Origin of the sequence: Phyllobacterium myrsinacearum (genome assembly GCF_014138285.1) — a bacterium.
Lineage (GTDB): Bacteria > Pseudomonadota > Alphaproteobacteria > Rhizobiales > Rhizobiaceae > Phyllobacterium > Phyllobacterium myrsinacearum_A.
This window is the reverse complement of the sequence record NZ_JACGXN010000001.1, coordinates 883,795-902,469: the sequence shown is the minus strand read 5'-3', so window position 1 is coordinate 902,469 and position 18,675 is coordinate 883,795. Positions and strand designations below refer to the sequence as shown.

The 18,675-nt window shown below is 56.0% G+C and carries 17 protein-coding genes and 1 tRNA gene; 9 read left to right on the top strand and 9 right to left on the bottom strand.

The genetic code is table 11. From position 1 onward, the window contains the following. Positions 1–86: 86 nt before the first annotated feature. Positions 87–680, bottom strand: coding sequence for a (R)-1-hydroxy-2-trimethylaminoethylphosphonate oxygenase (gene tmpB / locus FHW16_RS04515; protein ID WP_182547933.1), 594 nt, complete (start codon positions 678–680; stop codon positions 87–89). Then, positions 680–1,831 carry a 2-trimethylaminoethylphosphonate dioxygenase gene (gene tmpA / locus FHW16_RS04510; RefSeq protein WP_182547932.1) on the bottom strand — a complete coding sequence of 384 codons (1,152 nt, stop codon included), beginning with the start codon at positions 1,829–1,831 and terminating at the stop codon, positions 680–682. The genes tmpB and tmpA overlap by 1 nt, the downstream gene beginning before the upstream one ends. A gap of 399 nt (positions 1,832–2,230) precedes the next feature. Between tmpA and FHW16_RS04505 the strand changes: the two genes are divergently transcribed. From FHW16_RS04505 to FHW16_RS04495, 3 genes are all read left to right on the top strand, one after another. Next, on the top strand, positions 2,231–3,103 hold the full coding sequence (locus tag FHW16_RS04505; RefSeq protein ID WP_182547931.1) for a LysR family transcriptional regulator: 873 nt from the start codon (positions 2,231–2,233) through the stop codon (positions 3,101–3,103). A gap of 224 nt (positions 3,104–3,327) precedes the next feature. After that, the gene (locus FHW16_RS04500; protein ID WP_182547930.1) at positions 3,328–3,516 is read left to right on the top strand and encodes a hypothetical protein; all 189 of its coding nucleotides are present in this window, start codon (positions 3,328–3,330) and stop codon (positions 3,514–3,516) included. A gap of 454 nt (positions 3,517–3,970) precedes the next feature. After that, positions 3,971–4,726, top strand: a complete 756-nt coding sequence (locus FHW16_RS04495; RefSeq protein WP_182547929.1) for an SDR family oxidoreductase — start codon at positions 3,971–3,973, stop codon at positions 4,724–4,726. Between the two features lie 74 nt (positions 4,727–4,800). On the opposite strand, the gene FHW16_RS04490 is transcribed toward FHW16_RS04495, so the two are convergent. Continuing rightward, positions 4,801–5,706 (bottom strand): LysR family transcriptional regulator, encoded by a 906-nt coding sequence (locus FHW16_RS04490; protein WP_182547928.1) that lies wholly within the window; start codon positions 5,704–5,706, stop codon positions 4,801–4,803. Positions 5,707–5,821: 115 nt separating this feature from the next. Between FHW16_RS04490 and FHW16_RS04485 the strand changes: the two genes are divergently transcribed. Beyond that, positions 5,822–6,823 (top strand): aldo/keto reductase, encoded by a 1,002-nt coding sequence (locus FHW16_RS04485; RefSeq protein ID WP_182547927.1) that lies wholly within the window; start codon positions 5,822–5,824, stop codon positions 6,821–6,823. A 54-nt stretch (positions 6,824–6,877) separates the two neighbouring features. On the opposite strand, the gene FHW16_RS04480 is transcribed toward FHW16_RS04485, so the two are convergent. Together FHW16_RS04480 and FHW16_RS04475 are read right to left on the bottom strand one after the other, a co-directional pair. Then, on the bottom strand, positions 6,878–8,665 hold the full coding sequence (locus tag FHW16_RS04480; RefSeq protein WP_182547926.1) for a M23 family metallopeptidase: 1,788 nt from the start codon (positions 8,663–8,665) through the stop codon (positions 6,878–6,880). Positions 8,666–8,901: 236 nt separating this feature from the next. Then, a complete protein-coding gene (locus FHW16_RS04475) occupies positions 8,902–9,228 on the bottom strand; it encodes a hypothetical protein (RefSeq protein ID WP_182547925.1) in 327 nt (108 codons plus the stop codon). Between the two features lie 479 nt (positions 9,229–9,707). Here FHW16_RS04475 and FHW16_RS04470 point away from each other — a divergent pair, with 479 nt between their 5' ends. Further along, entirely contained in the window at positions 9,708–11,561 is a 1,854-nt protein-coding gene (locus tag FHW16_RS04470) for an AAA family ATPase (protein WP_182547924.1), read from the top strand. Between the two features lie 23 nt (positions 11,562–11,584). Next, positions 11,585–12,625: a hypothetical protein gene (locus FHW16_RS04465; RefSeq protein WP_182547923.1), complete on the top strand. Its 1,041-nt coding sequence runs from the start codon at positions 11,585–11,587 to the stop codon at positions 12,623–12,625. 122 nt (positions 12,626–12,747) lie between these two features. On the opposite strand, the gene FHW16_RS04460 is transcribed toward FHW16_RS04465, so the two are convergent. Next, positions 12,748–12,823, bottom strand: a tRNA-Thr gene (locus FHW16_RS04460). 358 nt (positions 12,824–13,181) lie between these two features. Then, complete coding sequence (locus FHW16_RS04455) at positions 13,182–13,772, bottom strand: helix-turn-helix domain-containing protein (RefSeq protein WP_246711621.1); 591 nt, start codon at positions 13,770–13,772, stop codon at positions 13,182–13,184. A gap of 17 nt (positions 13,773–13,789) precedes the next feature. Here FHW16_RS04455 and FHW16_RS04450 point away from each other — a divergent pair, with 17 nt between their 5' ends. Beyond that, the gene (locus FHW16_RS04450) at positions 13,790–14,299 is read left to right on the top strand and encodes a GNAT family N-acetyltransferase (protein ID WP_348643847.1); all 510 of its coding nucleotides are present in this window, start codon (positions 13,790–13,792) and stop codon (positions 14,297–14,299) included. Here FHW16_RS04450 and FHW16_RS04445 read toward each other — a convergent pair. Both FHW16_RS04445 and FHW16_RS04440 read right to left on the bottom strand, forming a co-directional pair. Further along, on the bottom strand, positions 14,296–15,258 hold the full coding sequence (locus FHW16_RS04445; protein ID WP_182547921.1) for an NAD(P)H-dependent flavin oxidoreductase: 963 nt from the start codon (positions 15,256–15,258) through the stop codon (positions 14,296–14,298). The genes FHW16_RS04450 and FHW16_RS04445 overlap by 4 nt on opposite strands. A 144-nt stretch (positions 15,259–15,402) precedes the next feature. Continuing rightward, complete coding sequence (locus tag FHW16_RS04440) at positions 15,403–16,743, bottom strand: PLP-dependent aminotransferase family protein (RefSeq protein ID WP_182547920.1); 1,341 nt, start codon at positions 16,741–16,743, stop codon at positions 15,403–15,405. 104 nt (positions 16,744–16,847) lie between these two features. Here FHW16_RS04440 and FHW16_RS04435 point away from each other — a divergent pair, with 104 nt between their 5' ends. Both FHW16_RS04435 and FHW16_RS04430 read left to right on the top strand, forming a co-directional pair. Beyond that, positions 16,848–17,843 carry a nitrate ABC transporter substrate-binding protein gene (locus FHW16_RS04435; RefSeq protein WP_182547919.1) on the top strand — a complete coding sequence of 332 codons (996 nt, stop codon included), beginning with the start codon at positions 16,848–16,850 and terminating at the stop codon, positions 17,841–17,843. After that, positions 17,840–18,640: a deaminated glutathione amidase gene (locus FHW16_RS04430; protein ID WP_182547918.1), complete on the top strand. Its 801-nt coding sequence runs from the start codon at positions 17,840–17,842 to the stop codon at positions 18,638–18,640. The genes FHW16_RS04435 and FHW16_RS04430 overlap by 4 nt, the downstream gene beginning before the upstream one ends. Positions 18,641–18,675 lie beyond the last annotated feature (35 nt).

Sequence of the window (18,675 nt, the reverse complement as noted above, 5' to 3'; positions counted from 1 at the left end):
GTCACAGGACATTCAATGCTCAACGATACGGGACAAGCTTTGAGTTCGACCCGTATCTTTGAAGCCGGAAATATTTGGCTCCCCGATCAATGATGATACAGATGGGCGTTGACGATGCGTTGTACCATCGGAGCGAAATGCGAGAAGCCTGGTGTGACCATGTCGGCAATTTTGCCGGCATCATCGAGATGGCGGACCCGTACGATTTCCTTGATATTCGGATTCTTCTCAAACTCCGTGATTTCAGCGCCGTTCATCGGCCCGCCCTGTAGTTTGAGCGAATGAATGGACGCTGTCGAAAGCTGCCCGAAATAGTCGGGGTCGGTCGCGCAGATGTACCGCTTGGCAGCAACATGGTAGCGCACACAATCGATCACAAGGCTTGGAAAGAAGCGCTCAAGTACCTGAGCGCCCGCCTCTTCGTGATGCTTGTCATGCACGTCGTCCATGGAGAACGTACCGAACTCGCTGGTAAAATGACCGATATCATGCAGCAGGGCTGCGACGATGATGATCTCTGGTTCCCCCTGTTGTTCGGCCATGTAAGCACCTTGCAGCATATGTTCGGCCATGGTGACGGGTTCGCCAAGATATTCCTCGCCGCCGCGGCGTTCAAAGATATCGCCAAGAAAGTCGACGATCGTCTCGGGTGAAAGCTTTTCAGGATCTGGCTTTGTCATTATGCAGCCTTTCGGTCTTGCAATTCAATGGCGCTGAGCGTCGAAAGCAGGCCGTCCTTGTCGGCGTAACAGCCTTGAAGCCAGCGGGACCCGGCACCCGAATAGCCTTTGCGGGCATGCAGAACACGCGTGTTGTCGACAATGAAGGATTCGCCCGGAGCAAGCTTGAACGTTACTTCCATCGATGTGTCGTCGATGATTTCGCCCAGCCTGCGATATGCGGCATAATAATCTGCCATATCCTCATAGGGAACGTCGGTGATTGCGGCCGTTGAGCGGTTGTTGAAACGGATGCCGACCAGTTCACCATCGGGAGCAAGCTCGATCATTGGCCGGCGTGAGCGCAGGCAGACACCCGCACTGCCGGAATATTCAAAGTTCGCGCAATAACGCGTCAGCAACTCAAAGCCTCTCGGATTTTCCTCACGCAGCCGTTCTGCCGCACGGAAACCGTCAACAACCATGTTCTCGCCGCCTTGAGCGGAATTCTCGAGGCAGTAAAGGATCTGAAGTGTCGGAACCGGATCGCGATACGGGTTGTCTGTATGAGCCTGCAGGCCAAGGCCGGTATAAGCGAGGTTCGACGGGTTCACTTCGGTGCGAACCTCGAAATGTTTGCCGTAATTGGTCTCGCGGATATAGCCGAAGAGTTCCGCGACCTTGAACAAAGCGCCGCTTTCAACCGGGCCTCCTGTGAGCTTGCCAAAGCCATAACGGCGCACACCATAAAGCCAGTCGCGCAGGGCCTCCTGGCTGCGGCTGACTGCGCCAAAATCCCCGATTGGAATGCTCGCGTTCAGTCCGGCATCCCAGGTTTTGATATCAGGTGCTGTCCAACCGGAAGCCTTGCTTTGATTGCCGTCATAGCCATGGCCAGCCAGCCAGTTCGGATCATAGATAATGGTACGATTCTCTGGCTGGAATGTCAGATGCAGCATACCGGCTTCAAATTCTGCCGCAGAAATGCGTGTGTCGACCGGTATATCGCCGAGAGTGATCAGCCGCTGGCTATTACCCGGGGCGCGGGTTGTTTCATCCCACGCATTGTCCCGCAACCACACAGCGTGAAACCTCTGCTTCGTGCCATTCGGCAATGCGATTGCAATAGCGTGTCCTTCGTCAATAATCTGTATTTCGGTTTTCGCTGGCATGTCCTGCTCCTGAGTATCTGGTGGCATCAAATGGGTTAGGGTAGACATCGGGAACCGGCGTGCAGATCCCAAGTTTGGCTTCGCTCTCCGTCTTACGGCGGTGTCTGTTCTGTTGCGGTCGCGCAAGAAAACCTGAATGCACAGTTGTGGCAGGGTCGTCCGCAATCAGAATTGGACCGCCGACCCTTGTCAAAAACATTAAACAAATGGCGGTCATGCAATTCGTCGTCATCAGCGAAGAGTGCGCTGGTCGGTATCGTTCCGCCGTCATCCAAGAAATCAGTTTCAACGTTCTTTGGCATCTCCGGCTCCCGCGGTAACTGACGATGCTCGACATTTCGCATGCAATCCGGCATAAGCACAAACAATGAATATTGAGAGGATGGCATCAAATCCATTATGGCTGAGCACCATCAAACCCTACCACCGCTGGAGTGGATCCGGGTCTTCGAGGCAGCAGGTCGGCTTGGAAGCTTTACGGCAGCAGCGAACGAGCTTGGTCTCACACAGGCGGCAGTCAGCCAGCGCATCAAGAACCTTGAACTGCAACTGGGGGCACAGCTGTTCAACCGGCAAGCGCGCGGCGTGATCCTGTCCATCCAAGGGGAATCATGGCTGCCGCATGTCCAGACTGCACTCAACCACCTCCTGCACAGCACGGCCAATCTGTTTGAATTGCCCCGCCGCAAGGTTACGATTGCAGCATCATCGTCGGTGATCGAACTCTGGATCGTACCGCGGCTTCTCCGTATCGCCCAACAGTTGCCCCACGTTCAGTTGTCATTCGAGACGATCCAGCACCTCCCCGATTATGAACGTTCGGAAGCTGACTTTGAAATCCGTTTCGGTGAAGGCAACTGGTCGGGCCGGGATGCCGAACGGCTCTATGCCGAAGAGCTTGCGCCTGTTGCCTCGTCCGTTTTGGTGAATGCGGCGTCAGGAAATTGGGAGACACTCCCGCGGATTGCCACATCCGGTCCGCGTGACGGATGGCGAGACTGGTCGCTCGCGACAGGCGGTACAATACAGTCTGCTCCAACGTTGCGCTTCGACACGTTCGTGCAGGCTCTGAGAGCGGCCGAGGCCGGGGCTGGAGTTCTGCTCGCATCACTGCCGCTTTGCAAACGCTCTATTCAGGCAGGAAGTCTTGTTTGTCTCGCCGACCGTGCTCTGCGCATGGAGGCGGGCTACTGGGTCACCTGGCCGCGCAACCGTCCGACGTTTGCTGAACGAGGCGTCTTGATCGGTATCCTGCAATCGCCGATAGAATGACCTTGAAACCACTGCCTCTCCATTCCCGCTCCCTTATTTCCACCTTTGCAGTCCAACCCTCTCCCTCATGGTGAGCTTGTCGAACCGCGCACGATCGAAATGCCACTCATTCAAAGATCCATTGCAATCCAAATTAGATATTGGCCGACATTAGACGTACGTGAGGTGGCTGCACGCGTGTTATGATGCTTCCATTGTCCCGCCTGAGAAGGTATGAGCCGCGTATGTCCAGCCAAATGTCATCACTCGAAAACGCCGCAAAATATCTCTCGCCCGAAGACAAGGCGCAGTTCCTCAAAATCAAGCGTGAGATGGAAAAAGCCGGCGCTTCAAAGAAGAGCATCGAAGAGCGTTTGAACGCCTTCATCTGGGAGATCATTGAGTCCGATGATGAAGAGGAAGAGGACGAATAAACGCCTCTTCGCTTCGACGTTTCCGGCCGTCTCCACCCGAATACCATAGCTCATGTGGCGGCCATAGCCCAGGCTTGACAATGACGGTGTGCCGCGCTAGTTCGCAAAACACAGTTGCTCATGGAGCTCTGTCGTAGGCGTTACCGTCATCCAACGCGTCCTTTGTCGAGAGGATCCCAGCAGGGAGTTCTCGATGCAAGAGGCGTTTATGGTATGACATTGTTTTTCCCATTTCCCATCGCTCGCCGTTTGACGGCCCCACCAGTGTTCCCGGCAACGGGCATGCTGCCGGCAAAATCCGTCTGGTCTGAACTGCGGGGTTGGCAGTTGGTCGGAAAACCATTTCTCCCATCGGCGTTCTCAACGGCCGTGGATATCGACAACCCGCGAAAGAGGCGGGGATGCAGTCGTACCATCCGCTCATGGCCAGATTGAAACCAAGGAGCAACACATTATGCAAATGACCGGCAACACCATCCTCATCACCGGCGGCACAAGCGGTATCGGGCGTGCACTCGCTGAAGCTTTCCACGACCGAGGTAATCGCGTCATCATCACGGGGCGGCGCGTGTCCCTGCTTGACGAGATTACAGCGGGCCGGCCCGGTCTGGCGGGAATGCCGCTTGACCTCGATAATCCGCACTCTTTGACCCATCTGGTCAGCGACGTTCGCGCACGCTTTCCCGAGCTCAATGTCCTCTTCGCCAATGCTGGCATCTCGCGGCCGGAGGATATGACAGCGGAGGGCTGGGACGTTTCCAGTGCTCAGTCGATCGTGGAAACCAACATTATGGGCGTGCTGCGTGTGACAGCGGCGTTCCTGCCTTTGCTTAAAAACCAGCCGGGCGCGACAATCATGGCAACGAGTTCGAACCTCGCGTTCATTCCCCGCGCTGACTTTCCGACCTACTGTGCCACCAAAGCCTTCCTGCACTCGTGGCTGCAGTCGCTGCGTCACCAGCTCCGCGCCATTCCGGTTGCTGTGCTTGAGCTCGCTCCCCCTTATGTGCAGACGGAACTGACGGGCGACCGGCAGGTATCTGATCCGCGTGCCATGCCGGTCGCGGCCTATGTGGCGGAGGTTCTGCAATTGCTGGAGGCGGAAAACCATCCCGGAGGGGAAGTCCTGGTCGAGCGCGACCGTGCCCGGCGCTGGGCAGAGCGGGACGGTCGTTACGACGAGATTTTTGCTGCCATGAACCCCTCCTGATAACAAATCCATCATCACGGTCTCCTGTCGGAGGCCGTGAATTGCATCTCAAACTGAATCAGCAGATGCCGGGCCTAGCTTCGCTGGCCCGCGCCTGATTTGATGAAGTCGACAAAGGCGCGCAGCGGAGCGGGCATGTGGTTGCGGCTTTGATAATAGAGGAAGGGGCCGGAGAAACTCTGCCACCATTCGGGCAGGACGGGGCGAAAAGCACCACTTTCGAGACCATCTTTCAGGAATTCCTCGAACGTACAGACAATACCCAGACCAGCCAGCGCTGCGCCGAGCTCCAGCTCCAGCGTGGAGGCGATCAGTGGTCCCGTTGGATTGACCTTCACCAGTTCACCATCCCGCTCGAATTCCCAGGATGCAACGGTGCCGCTGGCAAAGCGGTGGCGTATGCAGGCATGTTGCAGCAAGTCCTTGGGGTGTTGTGGTTCGCCATGTTTTTCCAGATAGGACGGGGAGGCAACACAAACGAAACGCTGGACGCGCGGACCGATGGGCACCGCAATCATGTCAAGCTCGATGCTTTCGTCATAGCGGATACCCGCATCGAAACCGGCTGCGAGCACATCGATGAACGTGTCGTTGGCGGTCACTTCAAGCATGATGCCCGGATGCGCCGCAAGGAACAGATTGACAATCGGCGGCAGAACCTTGTGCGCCACAATGGTAGGAACATTCAGCTTCAGCGTTCCCGTTGGGCTGTTGCGAAAACTGTTCAGCGCATCAAGTGCCCCGGTAATTTCTCCAAGCGCGGGCGTGAGCCGCTCGAGCAGACGTATCCCAGCCTCCGTCGGCGTCACACTGCGGGTGGTGCGGTTGAGCAGGCGAACGCCGACGCGCTCCTCGAGGCGCCGTATGGCATCGCTGAGCGACGAGGCGGATACGGCGCGCAATTTGGCGGCCCCGCGAAAACTCCGGGCACTGGCCACGGCGACAAGTGCATCGAGGTCGCTGAGATTGGGTTCGTTCATTGTTCGATTTCCCGTACAAGCCGTGCGCAATAGAATGGATTATCGCACAAAGCTCGCCAGTTTATAAAGAGCCAACCTGCCGCACGCAACGCGGCAGTCAAAGGAGTTCGACAAGATGCAAATTCGTCCACTTGGTACAACCGGTCCACACGTTTCGGCTTTGGGTCTGGGTTGCATGGGCATGTCCGGCATGTACGGCCCAGCCGACCGCGCCGAGAGCATGGCGACCATTCACGCGGCGCTTGAGGCAGGCATAAACCTCATCGATACCGGCGATTTCTACGGCATGGGCCACAATGAGCTGCTGATCAGCGAAGCGCTCAAGGGCACAAAGCGGGATCAGGCCATCCTCAGTGTCAAGTTTGGTGCGCAGCGCGATCCTGCCGCCGGGTGGATCGGTTTTGATGGAAGACCGGCTGCGGTAAAGACCTCTCTCGCCTATTCACTGCAAAGGCTGGGGGTTGACTATATCGACATCTATCGTCCGGCACGTCTTGATCCGGATGTGCCGATTGAGGAGACGATCGGCGCCATCGCCGATATGGTGAAGGCCGGGTTTGTCAGGCATATCGGCCTGTCGGAAGTGGGGTCTGAAACCATCCGGCGCGCCGCAGCCGTACACCCGATTGCCGATCTGCAGATCGAATACTCGCTGATCTCCCGCAGCATCGAGGATCGTATTCTGGCGACCCGCCGTGAACTGGGCATTGGCATCACCGCCTATGGCGTCCTGTCACGCGGTCTGATCAGCGGTCATTGGCAGAAGGATGCGGCGGGTCCTGCGGATTTCCGTGCCCATAGCCCGCGCTTTCAGGGGGAGAACATCGACAAGAACCTGCGTCTGGTCGAGGCCCTGCAAAAGATTGCCGAAGCCAAGGGCGTTACCGTGGCGCAGATCGCCATTGCCTGGGTTGCCGCACAGGGCGATGACATCGTTCCTGTTGTCGGCGCCCGTCGTCGCGACCGCTTGGCTGAAGCTCTGGGTGCGCTTGAGGTAACCTTGTCGAAGGATGATCTCGCCCGTATCGAGCACGCCGTGCCGAAAGGGGCCGCAGCCGGAGAGCGCTATGCTGCCGCGCAGATGGCGCATCTTGATAGTGAAGTGGGCGGCCACTGAACACCAACCCAAGCAGAACTGACCGGTACTTGCCGGTCAGTTCGACCAGAAAAGCTAATGGATCGCGGTGTGCACCTGGCCATCGTCTCGCGGCGCAAATGCGGTGGCGATGCGTGCTCCGATATAGTTCTCGATATTTTCAACGTGGCTGATCTGCTTGCGGAAATCACTCAGCCTCGTGCCTTCCAGATCGGTCCCGGCGGGCAGTGGCGTGGCCGTCGGATCGTAGTATTTATCGCCGATGCGCAACTCGTAGTAGAGATGTGGCCCGGTGGAGAGGCCGGTGGAGCCGATATAGGCGATAACCTGCCCCTGGCTGACGCGCTGGCCCACCTTAAGCGATGGCGGGGTTCTCGAAATATGCGAATAGGTGGTGAAAAACCCGCCATCATGCTTGATGCGGACATATTTGCCGTAGCCGGATTCCGATGAGATCAGAACCACTTCGCCATCGCCCGCCGCAAGAATGGGCGAGCCGAACGGCGCGGCGTAGTCCACGCCATTGTGATGCTTGCGCACTTTCAAAATCGGGTGCGTGCGCCAGGCAAAGCCATCGCCAAGCCGCCCGTTGGGAACCGGATTCTTCATCAGCGTCTTGGAAGCCGACTGGCCATCCTCGTCAAAAAACTCCGCCTTGTTACCCGGCGCTGCACGATAGTGATAAAACCGCTTCGTCTTGTCCTTCATGTTGAAGGTGACGGCCACAGGCTCGGAGTCGCCTTTTTCGTTGGTACGGAACACAAGCTCGACCGACTGGTCCAGCAGCGCGGCGTCCGTCAGCTTGATGCCGTTTTCCTTGGCAAGCCCGAGAATTTGTCCCGCCATGTGCGCGGGAACATTCAGCTTTTCCAGCTGCTGCATCGCCGCCGGAAATTCCTTTTCGGCAGCTAGCGCCCGGTCATCTGTCGATGTGTCGGGGCTGACCGTATCGGCGGTGGCCATATGGGCATCGTGCGCAAGCCGCTCGAACTGCCGCGGGTTGCTGACCTGTTGCAGGATGCCGCCATCGTCGCGCGCCAGATCCGATGGCGGGCTGTCATGCCGGAAAAGCCGCGCCATCAGCAATCGTTCGGGCACATCCTTGCGCGGCGCCTTTTCCAGCAGCAGTTCGATCCGCTCGGGCGATTGCCTGTTGTCGGCCGTCAGCGCCGTTTGCAGCGCCGTCCGGTCGTCACTGCTCATGTTGGCTGCGGCGAGCAGACTGCCGATATCACCATCCTGTGCGGGCAGGGCCACCACCTGTTCGACGGCCGGTGCCGGCTGAACCTTGGCTGTGCTGACATTGACGGGCGTTCCGCGCACCAGAATGCGCTCCTCGCCGAGGCTGGCCAGTGCGACCGGCATTGCCGTGGTTTTCGGTTTTGCCGGTTTCTCCGTCAATATGGACTGGAACGGGTCGGTGCTGAGAGGCGGAAATCTCTGGGCGAACGCGGCGGCATGGCCCGCGCTGACCCGTGCCTGCGCTTCCTTGTTCGCGCCGATCTTCACCTGATGATAGGCAAACTTTTCCGTCGAACCATCCGCCTGACTTTCCAGCACTTTGGCCACCGGCACCGCCTGCGCGAGAACGGGCGGTGGCAGGCGGTCGCCCTTTGCTGCCGCTTGCGGCAGTATCCGAGGCGGCGCGGCTGCGGCGGCGAGCGCCACGGGCGGGCGTTTGTCCATGACGGTCAGGATACCGGCGAACATAGCGGCGGACGCAATCGCTGCCAGCAGGATTGCAACCATAAAGCGTGCATGGGTGAACAGCGAAAAGCGGACGATGCGCGAGATCTGGCGGATGGCACCAAATTTCCCGTCGATTGCAGGTTCAGATATCTGTTCTGCGCTTGATCGCTGCATCAGGTCCCGTGGGCCAGTTTTCGTTCGCGAGCAGTTATTCCATAACATGGCAATATCGAGGCAAGGCGGACTTTTATCCCCAACAAACCAGCCTGTGTCTGTTCAATACAGGCATGCGGGAACAAATCGCTGGAAATGGTGTTACCCGGCTACGGACAATATGTTCCGCCAACGGCCATGCGGGTGGTCTCCCACATGGGTCTGGCAGTGCCGATTTTACACGCTCTGACAGTCTCTCAAGCGGGTGGCGCAAGGCGGTTTGGTTCTTGCGATGCAAGTTCGCTGCTGGCAGGCGGATCAAGCAGGAGCAGGGCCGGGTTGCCGTCCGTAACGGGGATGTGGCTGACGACATGCAGCTGATTTCTTATGTCCCGATGGATCGAATAAATCAGCTCGCCCTTCGGGCTTTGGTCCATCTGTTTGGCTGCGATCCTGAAGCGCATCGTGAGCGCCACGAGACCAAGCAGAAAACCGGGCGGGATCAGCAGCCACACGGCCTTGATCCAGTCCGGCGAGGATTGGAACGTATCGAGCAGGTCTGACCAGAAATTGTAATCGTTCATGTGCACTCCCTTTTCACGCGAGGAAAGTGGCCACCCGAGGTTTATCCTCTGGTGACCGGGGAGTTCATAAGTCGCCCACGGACGACCGCCACGGCCTTTAAGCCGAAGCTCTGGACATACGCCGAGGCCTCCCCGGCCATAGGGCTGAGGAGGTGCCTTTGCGGTCGACACCGACCGCCGTGAGAGAGGTTATGAAGCCCCAAGACCAATCCATTTCGACCGGTCTCACCGGGAATCATAGTGGGAAATGGGAGGAGGTGAAAGGGGTGGGGAGGAAATGAGAGTGGTGGGTTGGATGGAGATGTTCTCCACGAAGTTCGGTAAGCACACCAGCGCCAACTTTAGGGCATTTATGGCAATCTTGGATGCCTATTCAATGTCGAAATATTTTAGATAAAAGTTTCACCGCATTTCAATGTTTATGGGAAAATTGTATGAATGCTGCGAGGTTACCGCCGCAGTAAACTGGAGTGTTACGTATGCTTAAATATTGGTCGATTGGTGGATTCAAATCATTTAAAAATGAAACTTCCATGAAGTTATCACCAATTACAGTATTCGCTGGTTCGAACAGCAGTGGGAAAAGTACGGTAATTCAATCCATTCTTATGTTGAAGCAAACAGTGCAATATGGCTCATCTTCCCGTTCATTAGCATTAAACGGCCCATTAGTACGTCTCGGAACGTTTGATGATGTGATCCATTACAGCGCGGATCCTCGGGCGATTAATATCGAGTTAGATTATGAGGCTGATGCGCTAGATGGCACCTTTGCGACTGATAGGCCAGAATGGGCTGCGCATCGGCACTGGTCTTTTACAAGAGGAAAAATTGAAAATGTCGTTGGCAAGTTTCGATGGGAGCCACGAATTCAAACTACAGGAAATTTGATAGAAAAATCCGATCAATTGCAATCGACTGTTGCTGCAGCAAAGTTTCTTGTTCGACGATCACCAACGAAGGAGAATGAGGCTTCTATAGACTACTATATCGCGTATTCGCCAAGTTCTTTTGATACCTATTGGGATGGTGAAGAAACACAAATCCGCTGGGCTGAAGTGGAAATGGATGCTCTTTCTGAAGCAGATTTACTCAAAGACAAACCCGACGGCCAAATTACGCATTTGGCTCTGAAATATTTCTTACCAGATATGATCAGAGTAAATTTTAACAAAGGAAAAAAGAGGGCCTTCGAGATGATGGAAGCGCTCTTTGGAGGAAGCTTTACATTACTATCCAGCGTCAATTTAGAGGGGAAATTCTTGCCGGTTTCTATAAGTCATCTGATAAACGGATGGCTTACGAAAGCTGGAAAGTCGTTAATTCCAATTGAAGGAGAGACTGTTTCTGCCGAAACGATAAGGGATGCGATTAATGCGTCGTGGCGAAGATTGGGTGTCGGTATTAATGGTATTCGTGAGACACCGGAGGGCTTTGATCAATTAAAAATAGAAGTAGAACGTGAGCTGTTATTGCACTTTTCTTTTGAAGGTACAGATCACGACTATGTTTATCTGCAGACTATCGATGACGGCGTGGATATGTTGATGGCGTTTCTTAGGCATGGTGTCCAATATCTTGGGCCGCTGCGGAACGAACCTAAACCAGTTTACCCTTTAGAGGCATTAGAAAATACAGCTATTGTGGGTTATCGCGGCGAACATACGGCAGCTGTTTTGTTTTTAAACTCCGAAAAGAAAATCCAGTATCTATCACCGGCTGACCTTCAATCCGGGGGAAGTGTCAGAAATCTAAAGTATTCTTCTCTTCGAAATGCTGTGAGTGAATGGCTCGAGTATTTGGGCGTCGCTACTGGTGTAGCGGCAACTGAAAAGGGTGTATTTGGCAATCAACTACAAGTCACTACGGAGGGGCTCACGAAAAAGCACGATCTAACCAACGTCGGGGTCGGTGTCAGTCAAGTCTTACCTATTGTGGTATCTTGTCTCTTGGCCAAGAAAGGCTCGCTTATGCTGTTTGAACAACCCGAGCTCCATCTCCATCCGCGAGTTCAAGCTAGGTTGGCGGACTTTTTCTACGCGGTAGGAGTATCCGGAAAACAGTGCATTCTTGAAACTCATAGCGAATACATGATTGATCGATTTAGATTACGGATTGCTGAGGAGGAGGAAAACGTTCTTCAAAATATGCTCAAAATTTACTTCACTGAGCGTCATGAAGGAGAGACGAGCTGTCGTGAAGTAAAAATCTCCAAATATGGTGCAGTGATCGATTGGCCAAAGGACTTTTTTGAGCAGAGCCAAATTGAAACACGAAAGATTATCGAAGCAGCCTCAAAAAAACGTATAAACGAAAAGAAAATCGACCGATGATACCTGTTTTGATGGACACTGGCATGTTCGCGGTTCCTCCCTATGCCTCAAATGAGGAATCTGTTCACGAGATCATTCTGAGAGTTCTCCATTGGAGCAGCATGGCTGATGGCGGCGCGCCAGTGAGTTTGTTTAGAATCTCTAATTTGGACGAAGTTTTATCAGACAGCCAATGTTGGCCGATCGAGCCTGATCTGCAGGCGCTATTTGAATTATATAATCTATCGCACGTGTTTGCAGTCCATGACATTGTACGATCCTACACAAGCCTCTTTGCTCGCTTGGAGTTGTGGGGCGACCAGCATCCTGAGGTAGTGGAATGTAATGCCATAGAGCTGCAACCAGATATTCTCGCGCAGCAACAACAACATCCCGCAATAATAAATCACAGCAAGATGGTTTATATGAATCAAGCGTTTTACGAATCGCGGAATGCTGACAAGGCTGCGTTTGTAGCGTCAGCATTGCCGCACATGGGACCATTGTCGACGGTGCTTAATGGGGAAATTATCGAAATTGAAGGGCGAAACTCTGATGATATTGAATTGCCCTTTTCTCTCTCTCAGAACGTTCGCCTTCTCGATAGAATAGATGATATCGAAACCTTCGTCCCTGCTGAAATACACTGGGATGCAGCGGAAAAAAATGAAGATTTGTTCGTCGCGATTTCGTTTGGCTGCTTGACACTTTCAAAAGCTAATGGGCAACCAATCAGCCTAAGCGATGTTCCGCGTTTCTCAATTGGCTCCAACTTTTATTCTTCGCTTCAAAACATTCAGGCTGGGCCAGGTCAACCTCGCGCCCATCTTCTTCTTGAATGCTGTTGTAGAATAGTCTTGGGAATACCCAAAAACGAGATAAAGGCGATGGGCAAACCTGCGCAAACAGTCAGAGTAAAAGACCAAGCTACAGCATGGCGAACTCATGTCACAAAAAAACATGAAGGATCGCGGCTTATGTTGTGGCAATCAAAAGGAATTTTTGAATTTGCGAATGTGGGGGTGAAACTTGAAGAGCATATAGAAAGTGGAAACTCTCAAGGATGTTACAGTCACTATTGGTAGTTAAGATCATCAATTATTGAACGTATGCTGATCAAACAACGGGAGAATTTCGGTATGGAGGCATGTTGCTCGGATCGGCATTTGTGAAATGCCTCTGACTGAAGAGTGCCTTTGAAAATGAATGGTGCCGCTTCCCGGAATCGAACCGAGGACCCCATCATTACGAATGATGTGCTCTACCAACTGAGCTAAAGCGGCAGGGAAGGGACTTCCCGATCCCCGAACCGGCCATCGAAATGTGCCGAAGGGATGACGCGCCTGATAGCGTTATTGCATCAGGATTGCAAGCCTCGTGATACCAGCTTTTGCCGCTAGCCGCCAAAATCCCTCTGCTTCCTCCCGCTTGAGACAGCGGGCCCGGATGTTGGGAAATGGTGGTTGGCATTGGCTTGGTTCGTGGTTCGACAAGCTCACCATGAGGGAGAGAGGTGGGCTGCAACGCTAGCGGGAGATCGCGTAATATCTCCAAGCTTGCAGGATATAGCTCCCTGCAATCCTCGCTCTCCCTCATGGTGAGCTTGTCGAACCACGCACCGTGCCGATGCAAATGATCACGTCAGCTTTGGCGCAGCACGATCACCGCATAGCGGCAGGGCTCATCCGTCTCATTGGCAAACACGCAGTCGTGCGGTGCGCCGAGTTCAAGGCAATCGCCGGTTTCGAGCCGATGAAACGTTTCATCTTCGGTAAAACTAAGCACGCCGCTCAAAATCCAGATCAATTGCCGCTGGAAGGCATAGGCGGAGGCGGGGAGCGCCACGCGCGCCTTCGCCGGCAGGTCGACATGTACCACATCCATGGGCAGGTCGGAGGCGGGGGAGACATGGCGGCGGATATAGCCGGTCTCGGGGTCGGTCCATAGCGGCTGGTCGCCGTGGCGCAGCAATCGGCCTTCCTGCATTTCCGCACGCGCCATCAGCGTCGACATGCTGAGGCCGAAGGCGCCGGAGAATCGCGCCATCAGCATGGCCGTCGGGCTGCTCTGGCCGCGCTCCACCTTGTTGATCATGGCGCGCGAGACGCCGGATTTTTCCGCCAGCTCCGTCAGCGACCAGCCGCGCGCCTCCCGCTCGATCCGGATGCGGGCGCCGATTTTCGCGTCGACATCGTCTATTTTATGAGACATAGTGAAACTATAGTAGACCATGAAAAAGGATGCAAGTTGTGATCGTGCGTGCGGCCGTTGAGGCGGATCTTCCTGTTATTCTCGAAATTTATAACGACGCGGTGCTGAACACCACGGCGATCTGGAACGAAACGCAGGTCGATCTTTCGAACCGCACGGCGTGGTTCAATGAGCGGCAGTCAAGGGGATTTCCCGTGCTGGTCAGCGTCGATGATGCCGGGCACGTCACCGGCTATGCCTCGTTCGGCGACTGGCGCGCCTTTGACGGGTATCGCCACACGGTCGAGCATTCCGTCTATGTGCATAAGGCAGCGCGCGGCGGCGGGATCGGCAAGGCCCTGATGCTCGCGCTGATCGACAGGGCGCGGGAGGCGGGCAAGCACGTTATGGTTGCCGGTATCGAGTCCGGCAACGCAGCGTCGATCCGCCTGCACGAAAAGCTGGGTTTCCGGACGGTTGGCCATTTGCCTGAAGTGGGAACCAAATTCGGCAAATGGCTTGACCTGACATTCATGCAGATCGTTCTGGATGAGAAGGAAAGGCTCTAAGCGGCGCAGATTTTGGCCTTGGCTTCGCGGTATTCGCGTTCCAGCCGGTCGATATAGTCGCCGGCGCCGGTCACTTCCTTGATCGCGCCGATGCCCTGGCCGCAACCCCAGATATCTTTCCAGGCCTTGGCGCCGGTGGTTGCCGCTTCGAAATCCATCTTGGACGGGTCCGCTTCCGGCAGGTGGTCGGCATCCATCCCCGAATTGATGATGGATGGCTTGAGATAATTGCCGTGAATGCCGGTGAAATAGTTGGAATAGACGATGTCTGACGAAGCGGAATCAACGATCATCTGCTTGTAGGCGTCGACGGCGCGCGCTTCCTTCGTGGCGATGAAGGGCGAGCCGATATAGGCAAGATCGGCGCCCATGGCCTGCGCCGCCAGAACCGCCTTGCCCGTGGCAATGGCGCCGGAGAGCAGCAGAGGGCCGTCAAACCATTCGCGGATTTCCTGAATGAGCGCGAAGGGCGAGAGGGGACCGGCATGGCCGCCGGCACCGGCGGCAACAGCGATCAGGCCGTCCGCGCCCTTGCGGATGGCCGAGTTGGCGTGGCGGTTGTTGATGATGTCATGCAGCACGACACCGCCATAGGAGTGGATCGCGGCATTGACTTCAGGCACGGCGCCGAGGGAGGAAATGACGATCGGAACCTTGTATTTCACGCACATGGAAAGGTCGTGCTCAAGCCGCTTGTTCGAACGGTGCACGATCTGGTTGACGGCAAACGGTGCGGCCGGACGGTCCGGGTTCTTGGCGTCATGATCGCGCAGGCCCTCGGTGATTTCGGCCAGCCATTCGTCAAGCTGGGCCTCGGGGCGGGCATTCAGGGCGGGGAAGGAGCCGACAATACCGGCCTTGCATTGCGCCAGCACGAGGGCCGGATGCGAAATGATGAACAGCGGCGCACCGACAACGGGAATGCGCAGCTTCTTCGTCAGGATTTCGGGCAATGCCATGTTTTTCCTCCCATGGAACAAATTTTGACGTTTCCGTAAACGTAACTCTTTTTAGCAGACCGCGTGCCGTGATCAAGCGAAAGGTTGGCGCGGTTGCCTGCGCGCGATCAAAGGCATGTGAGCAAGCGCAGGGTTCGCCGGAAATCAGTAAAGATGATCCGGGTGCCTGACGGCAAGGGCTATCGCATCGGCGACCTCGTCTTCCCTGTCCCGCAGGACACTGGTCGCAACGCGGATGTAGCTGATCGGCCGAACAGAACATTTTTTACCCGCAAGCACGGCAATGCCGCGCGCTGCGAGTGTTACCAAGGCAAACTGTTCGGACTCCACCGGGATCCACAGGCAGAGACCTTCGCCGCCCGAAAGGTGAACGCCGCGCTCACCGAGAGCCCGCATCAGCCCGTCGCGCCTTTGCCTGTAGATATCACGTGCGCGTTTCATGCTTGTTTGGGTCGCCGCGTCATTGAGGAGGAAAGCCACGGCGGATTGCAGCACCCGGCTGGTCCAGCCTGCACTGAAACTGCGGTAGGACTGGATCTGCTCGACGATGCGTGTCGAACTGGAAAGCACCGCCAGTCGCAGGTCCGGCCCAAGGGATTTGGAATAGGAAACAATGTGGATGACACGGTCGGGAAACCGGTCTCCCAGACTGATCGGAGGCAGCGAGGAGATGTCTCCCACCCCATCATCTTCGATGATAAGGGCATCGCTGTTGCCGAGAATTTCCGCCAATTCCGCCAGCCGGGCTGCACTCACCCCCCGTCCGGTCACCGCGTGGGTGCGCGGCTGGAAAAGGAAGGCGGCTGGTTTGCGTTGCATCGCGTCGGCGAGTGAATCCGGCAGCGGTCCGTTTTCATCGCACTCGACCGGCAGGATATGGGCGCCGAGGTCTTCCAGAATGTCGAGAAGCCGCATCGCGGTGGGATCTTCAATGGCCACAAACGATCCGGGCATAACCAGTGCATGCAAAAGTGCGTAGACGGCGTTGTAGCCGCCATTGGTGGCAAGGAATGCCTCCGGTTTGTAAGGCCAATGCGGTTTTACCGCTGCTTCCAGCTCCGACAGGATGGGAATGCGCCGGTAACTGTTGAGTGTTTCCGCCGAGGCTCCGTGTGCCAGGGCATTGGCCAGCGGCGGCAGGAGGTTGATATCCGGAACTGCCATGGAAAGATCCAGCACGTCCTCGCCGTAATCGCCGGAACTCGCCAGCCGCAGGGGTTTCGGCGCAATACGGTCACCACTCACCCATGTGCCGTTGCGCCCGCGGCCGGTGATGATCTTCTGCCGCCGCAGCTCGCTCCATGCTTCCGAAACGGTCGCCGGGCTGATGCCGAGCGCATAGGCGAGATCACGGATGGCGGGCAGTTTGGTGCCGACGGGAATGGCTCCGGCGCGGATCAGCGCACTGGTCTCGATAGCAATGCCGCGCATCGTCCGGTCACTCAGCTTTTCTGCAAACCACTGAACTGAGGCCAATTCGCTCATATCTGTCCCTCTTTTAAATGTTCAGTAACGTAATAGTATTTGATCAGTCAATAATGAACATTTAGCTTCCCTCATGAAAACCGAAATGGCAATGAGGAAATGTCTTGCGTATTACTGTTCGATTGGCTGTTCGCGATTGGGATTATTATACGCCGCTGGCGTTGGGTGACGTCACGTCGGACAGGCTGGATGTCAAAGTCGATCGCGTCGGCACGCTGATCGGCAATGTTGCGGCCGATCCGCATCACGATGCGGCCGAAATGTCCTTCAGCCGTTATGCTTCGGCGCGGGCCAGCGGCGAAACCGATGTCATCGGTGTTCCCAATTTCGTCATGCGCGGCTTTCGCCATCGCTGCATCATCACGGCAAAGAACAGCCCGGTTACCCGGCTGGAACATCTGGCGGGCAAAAAGATCGGTGTTACCGGCTGGCGCGATTCCGGCAATACGTGGACCCGTGCTGCGCTTTCCCATGCGGGCGTCGGTATCGAGGACGCGTTCTGGTTTGCCGGCCGCCTGACGGAAGCCCACCCGATTACCGACAGGCTCGATGGCTTTGGCCGCCCCGGCCGCATCGAAGCGGTACCGGGCGAGCGCCCGATGATGCAATTGCTGGAGACCGGCGAGCTTGACGCCGTGTTCACGCCATTCATGCCGGAAGGCTTTTTTGGCCCTGACTCGAGGTTCCGTCATGTGCTGACGGATTTCCGGGCGGAGGAACTCGCCTATTTCCATGAGGTTGGCTACGTCCCCGGCATGCATCTTCTGGGTTTAAAGGCATCGTTCGTTGCCGAGCATCCCTGGCTGCCGGAAGAGCTCAGCAATCTGCTGGATGAATCCCAGCGCGTCTGGCTGGAGAAGCGGCGCAAATATGCCGACACCACACCCTGGATCATCGATGAGCTCGGTCACGTCGCGCGGGACTTGCCCGCTCATTGGAACAACAGCGGTTTTGCCATCAATGAACCGATGATCGCGGATTTTGCCGAACAACTGCACCTGCAAGGACTGACCCCGATGCTTCTGTCGCCTGCCGACCTTTTCCCGCACCACAATGATCAGACTTCCACCCCAACCAGCCGCACGGGAGTTCCGGCATGAGAGTCGCGCTGGGTCAATTTGCCGTCAGCAAGGTCTGGCAGGAGAATGCCGATATCTGCACGAAGCTGACGCGTGATGCGCATGCGGGTGGTGCGGATCTCCTGGTTCTGCCGGAGGGTATCCTTGCCCGCGACATCACTGATCCGGATATCGTGTTGAAAACAGCGCAGCCATTGGACGGTCCTTTCATGGAGCAACTGTTGGCCGAAAGCCGCAACAGCGACATGACAGTGATGATGTGCGTGCACGTTCCGACCGGCGGTCAGCGCGTTTTCAACAATCTGGTGACCATCCGCGGCGGCGTGATTGTCGCACAATATCTGAAGCTTCATCTTTATGACGCTTTTGCCGCCAAGGAATCCACCAATGTGCAGCCGGGCGATGAAATTCCCGGCCTCATCGAAATCGCAGGACTCAAGCTTGGCCTCATGACCTGTTACGATTTGCGCTTTCCGGAACTGGCGCGCCGCCACGCGGTGGATGGTGCAGACGTGCTCATTCTGCCGGCTGCATGGGTCAAGGGCCCCGGCAAAGAGGCGCATTGGGAGGTGTTGGTGACGGCACGGGCGCTGGAAAACACCTGCTACATCGTTGCCGTGGGCGAGTGCGGCGAGCGTTACATCGGCGCCAGCATGGTGGTGGACCCTCTTGGCGTGGCCGTTGTGCGGGCGGGAGAAGGCCCTGCGCTGATCTTCGCCGACATAGACCCGAAGCGTATCAGTCATGCCCGCGCTGTCCTGCCTGTTCTGGCCAACCGCCGCTTTGCCCGGCCTGAACTGGCGGATACATCAGCCTGAACACAACACGTTTCAAGAGATAATAAAAAAGGGGA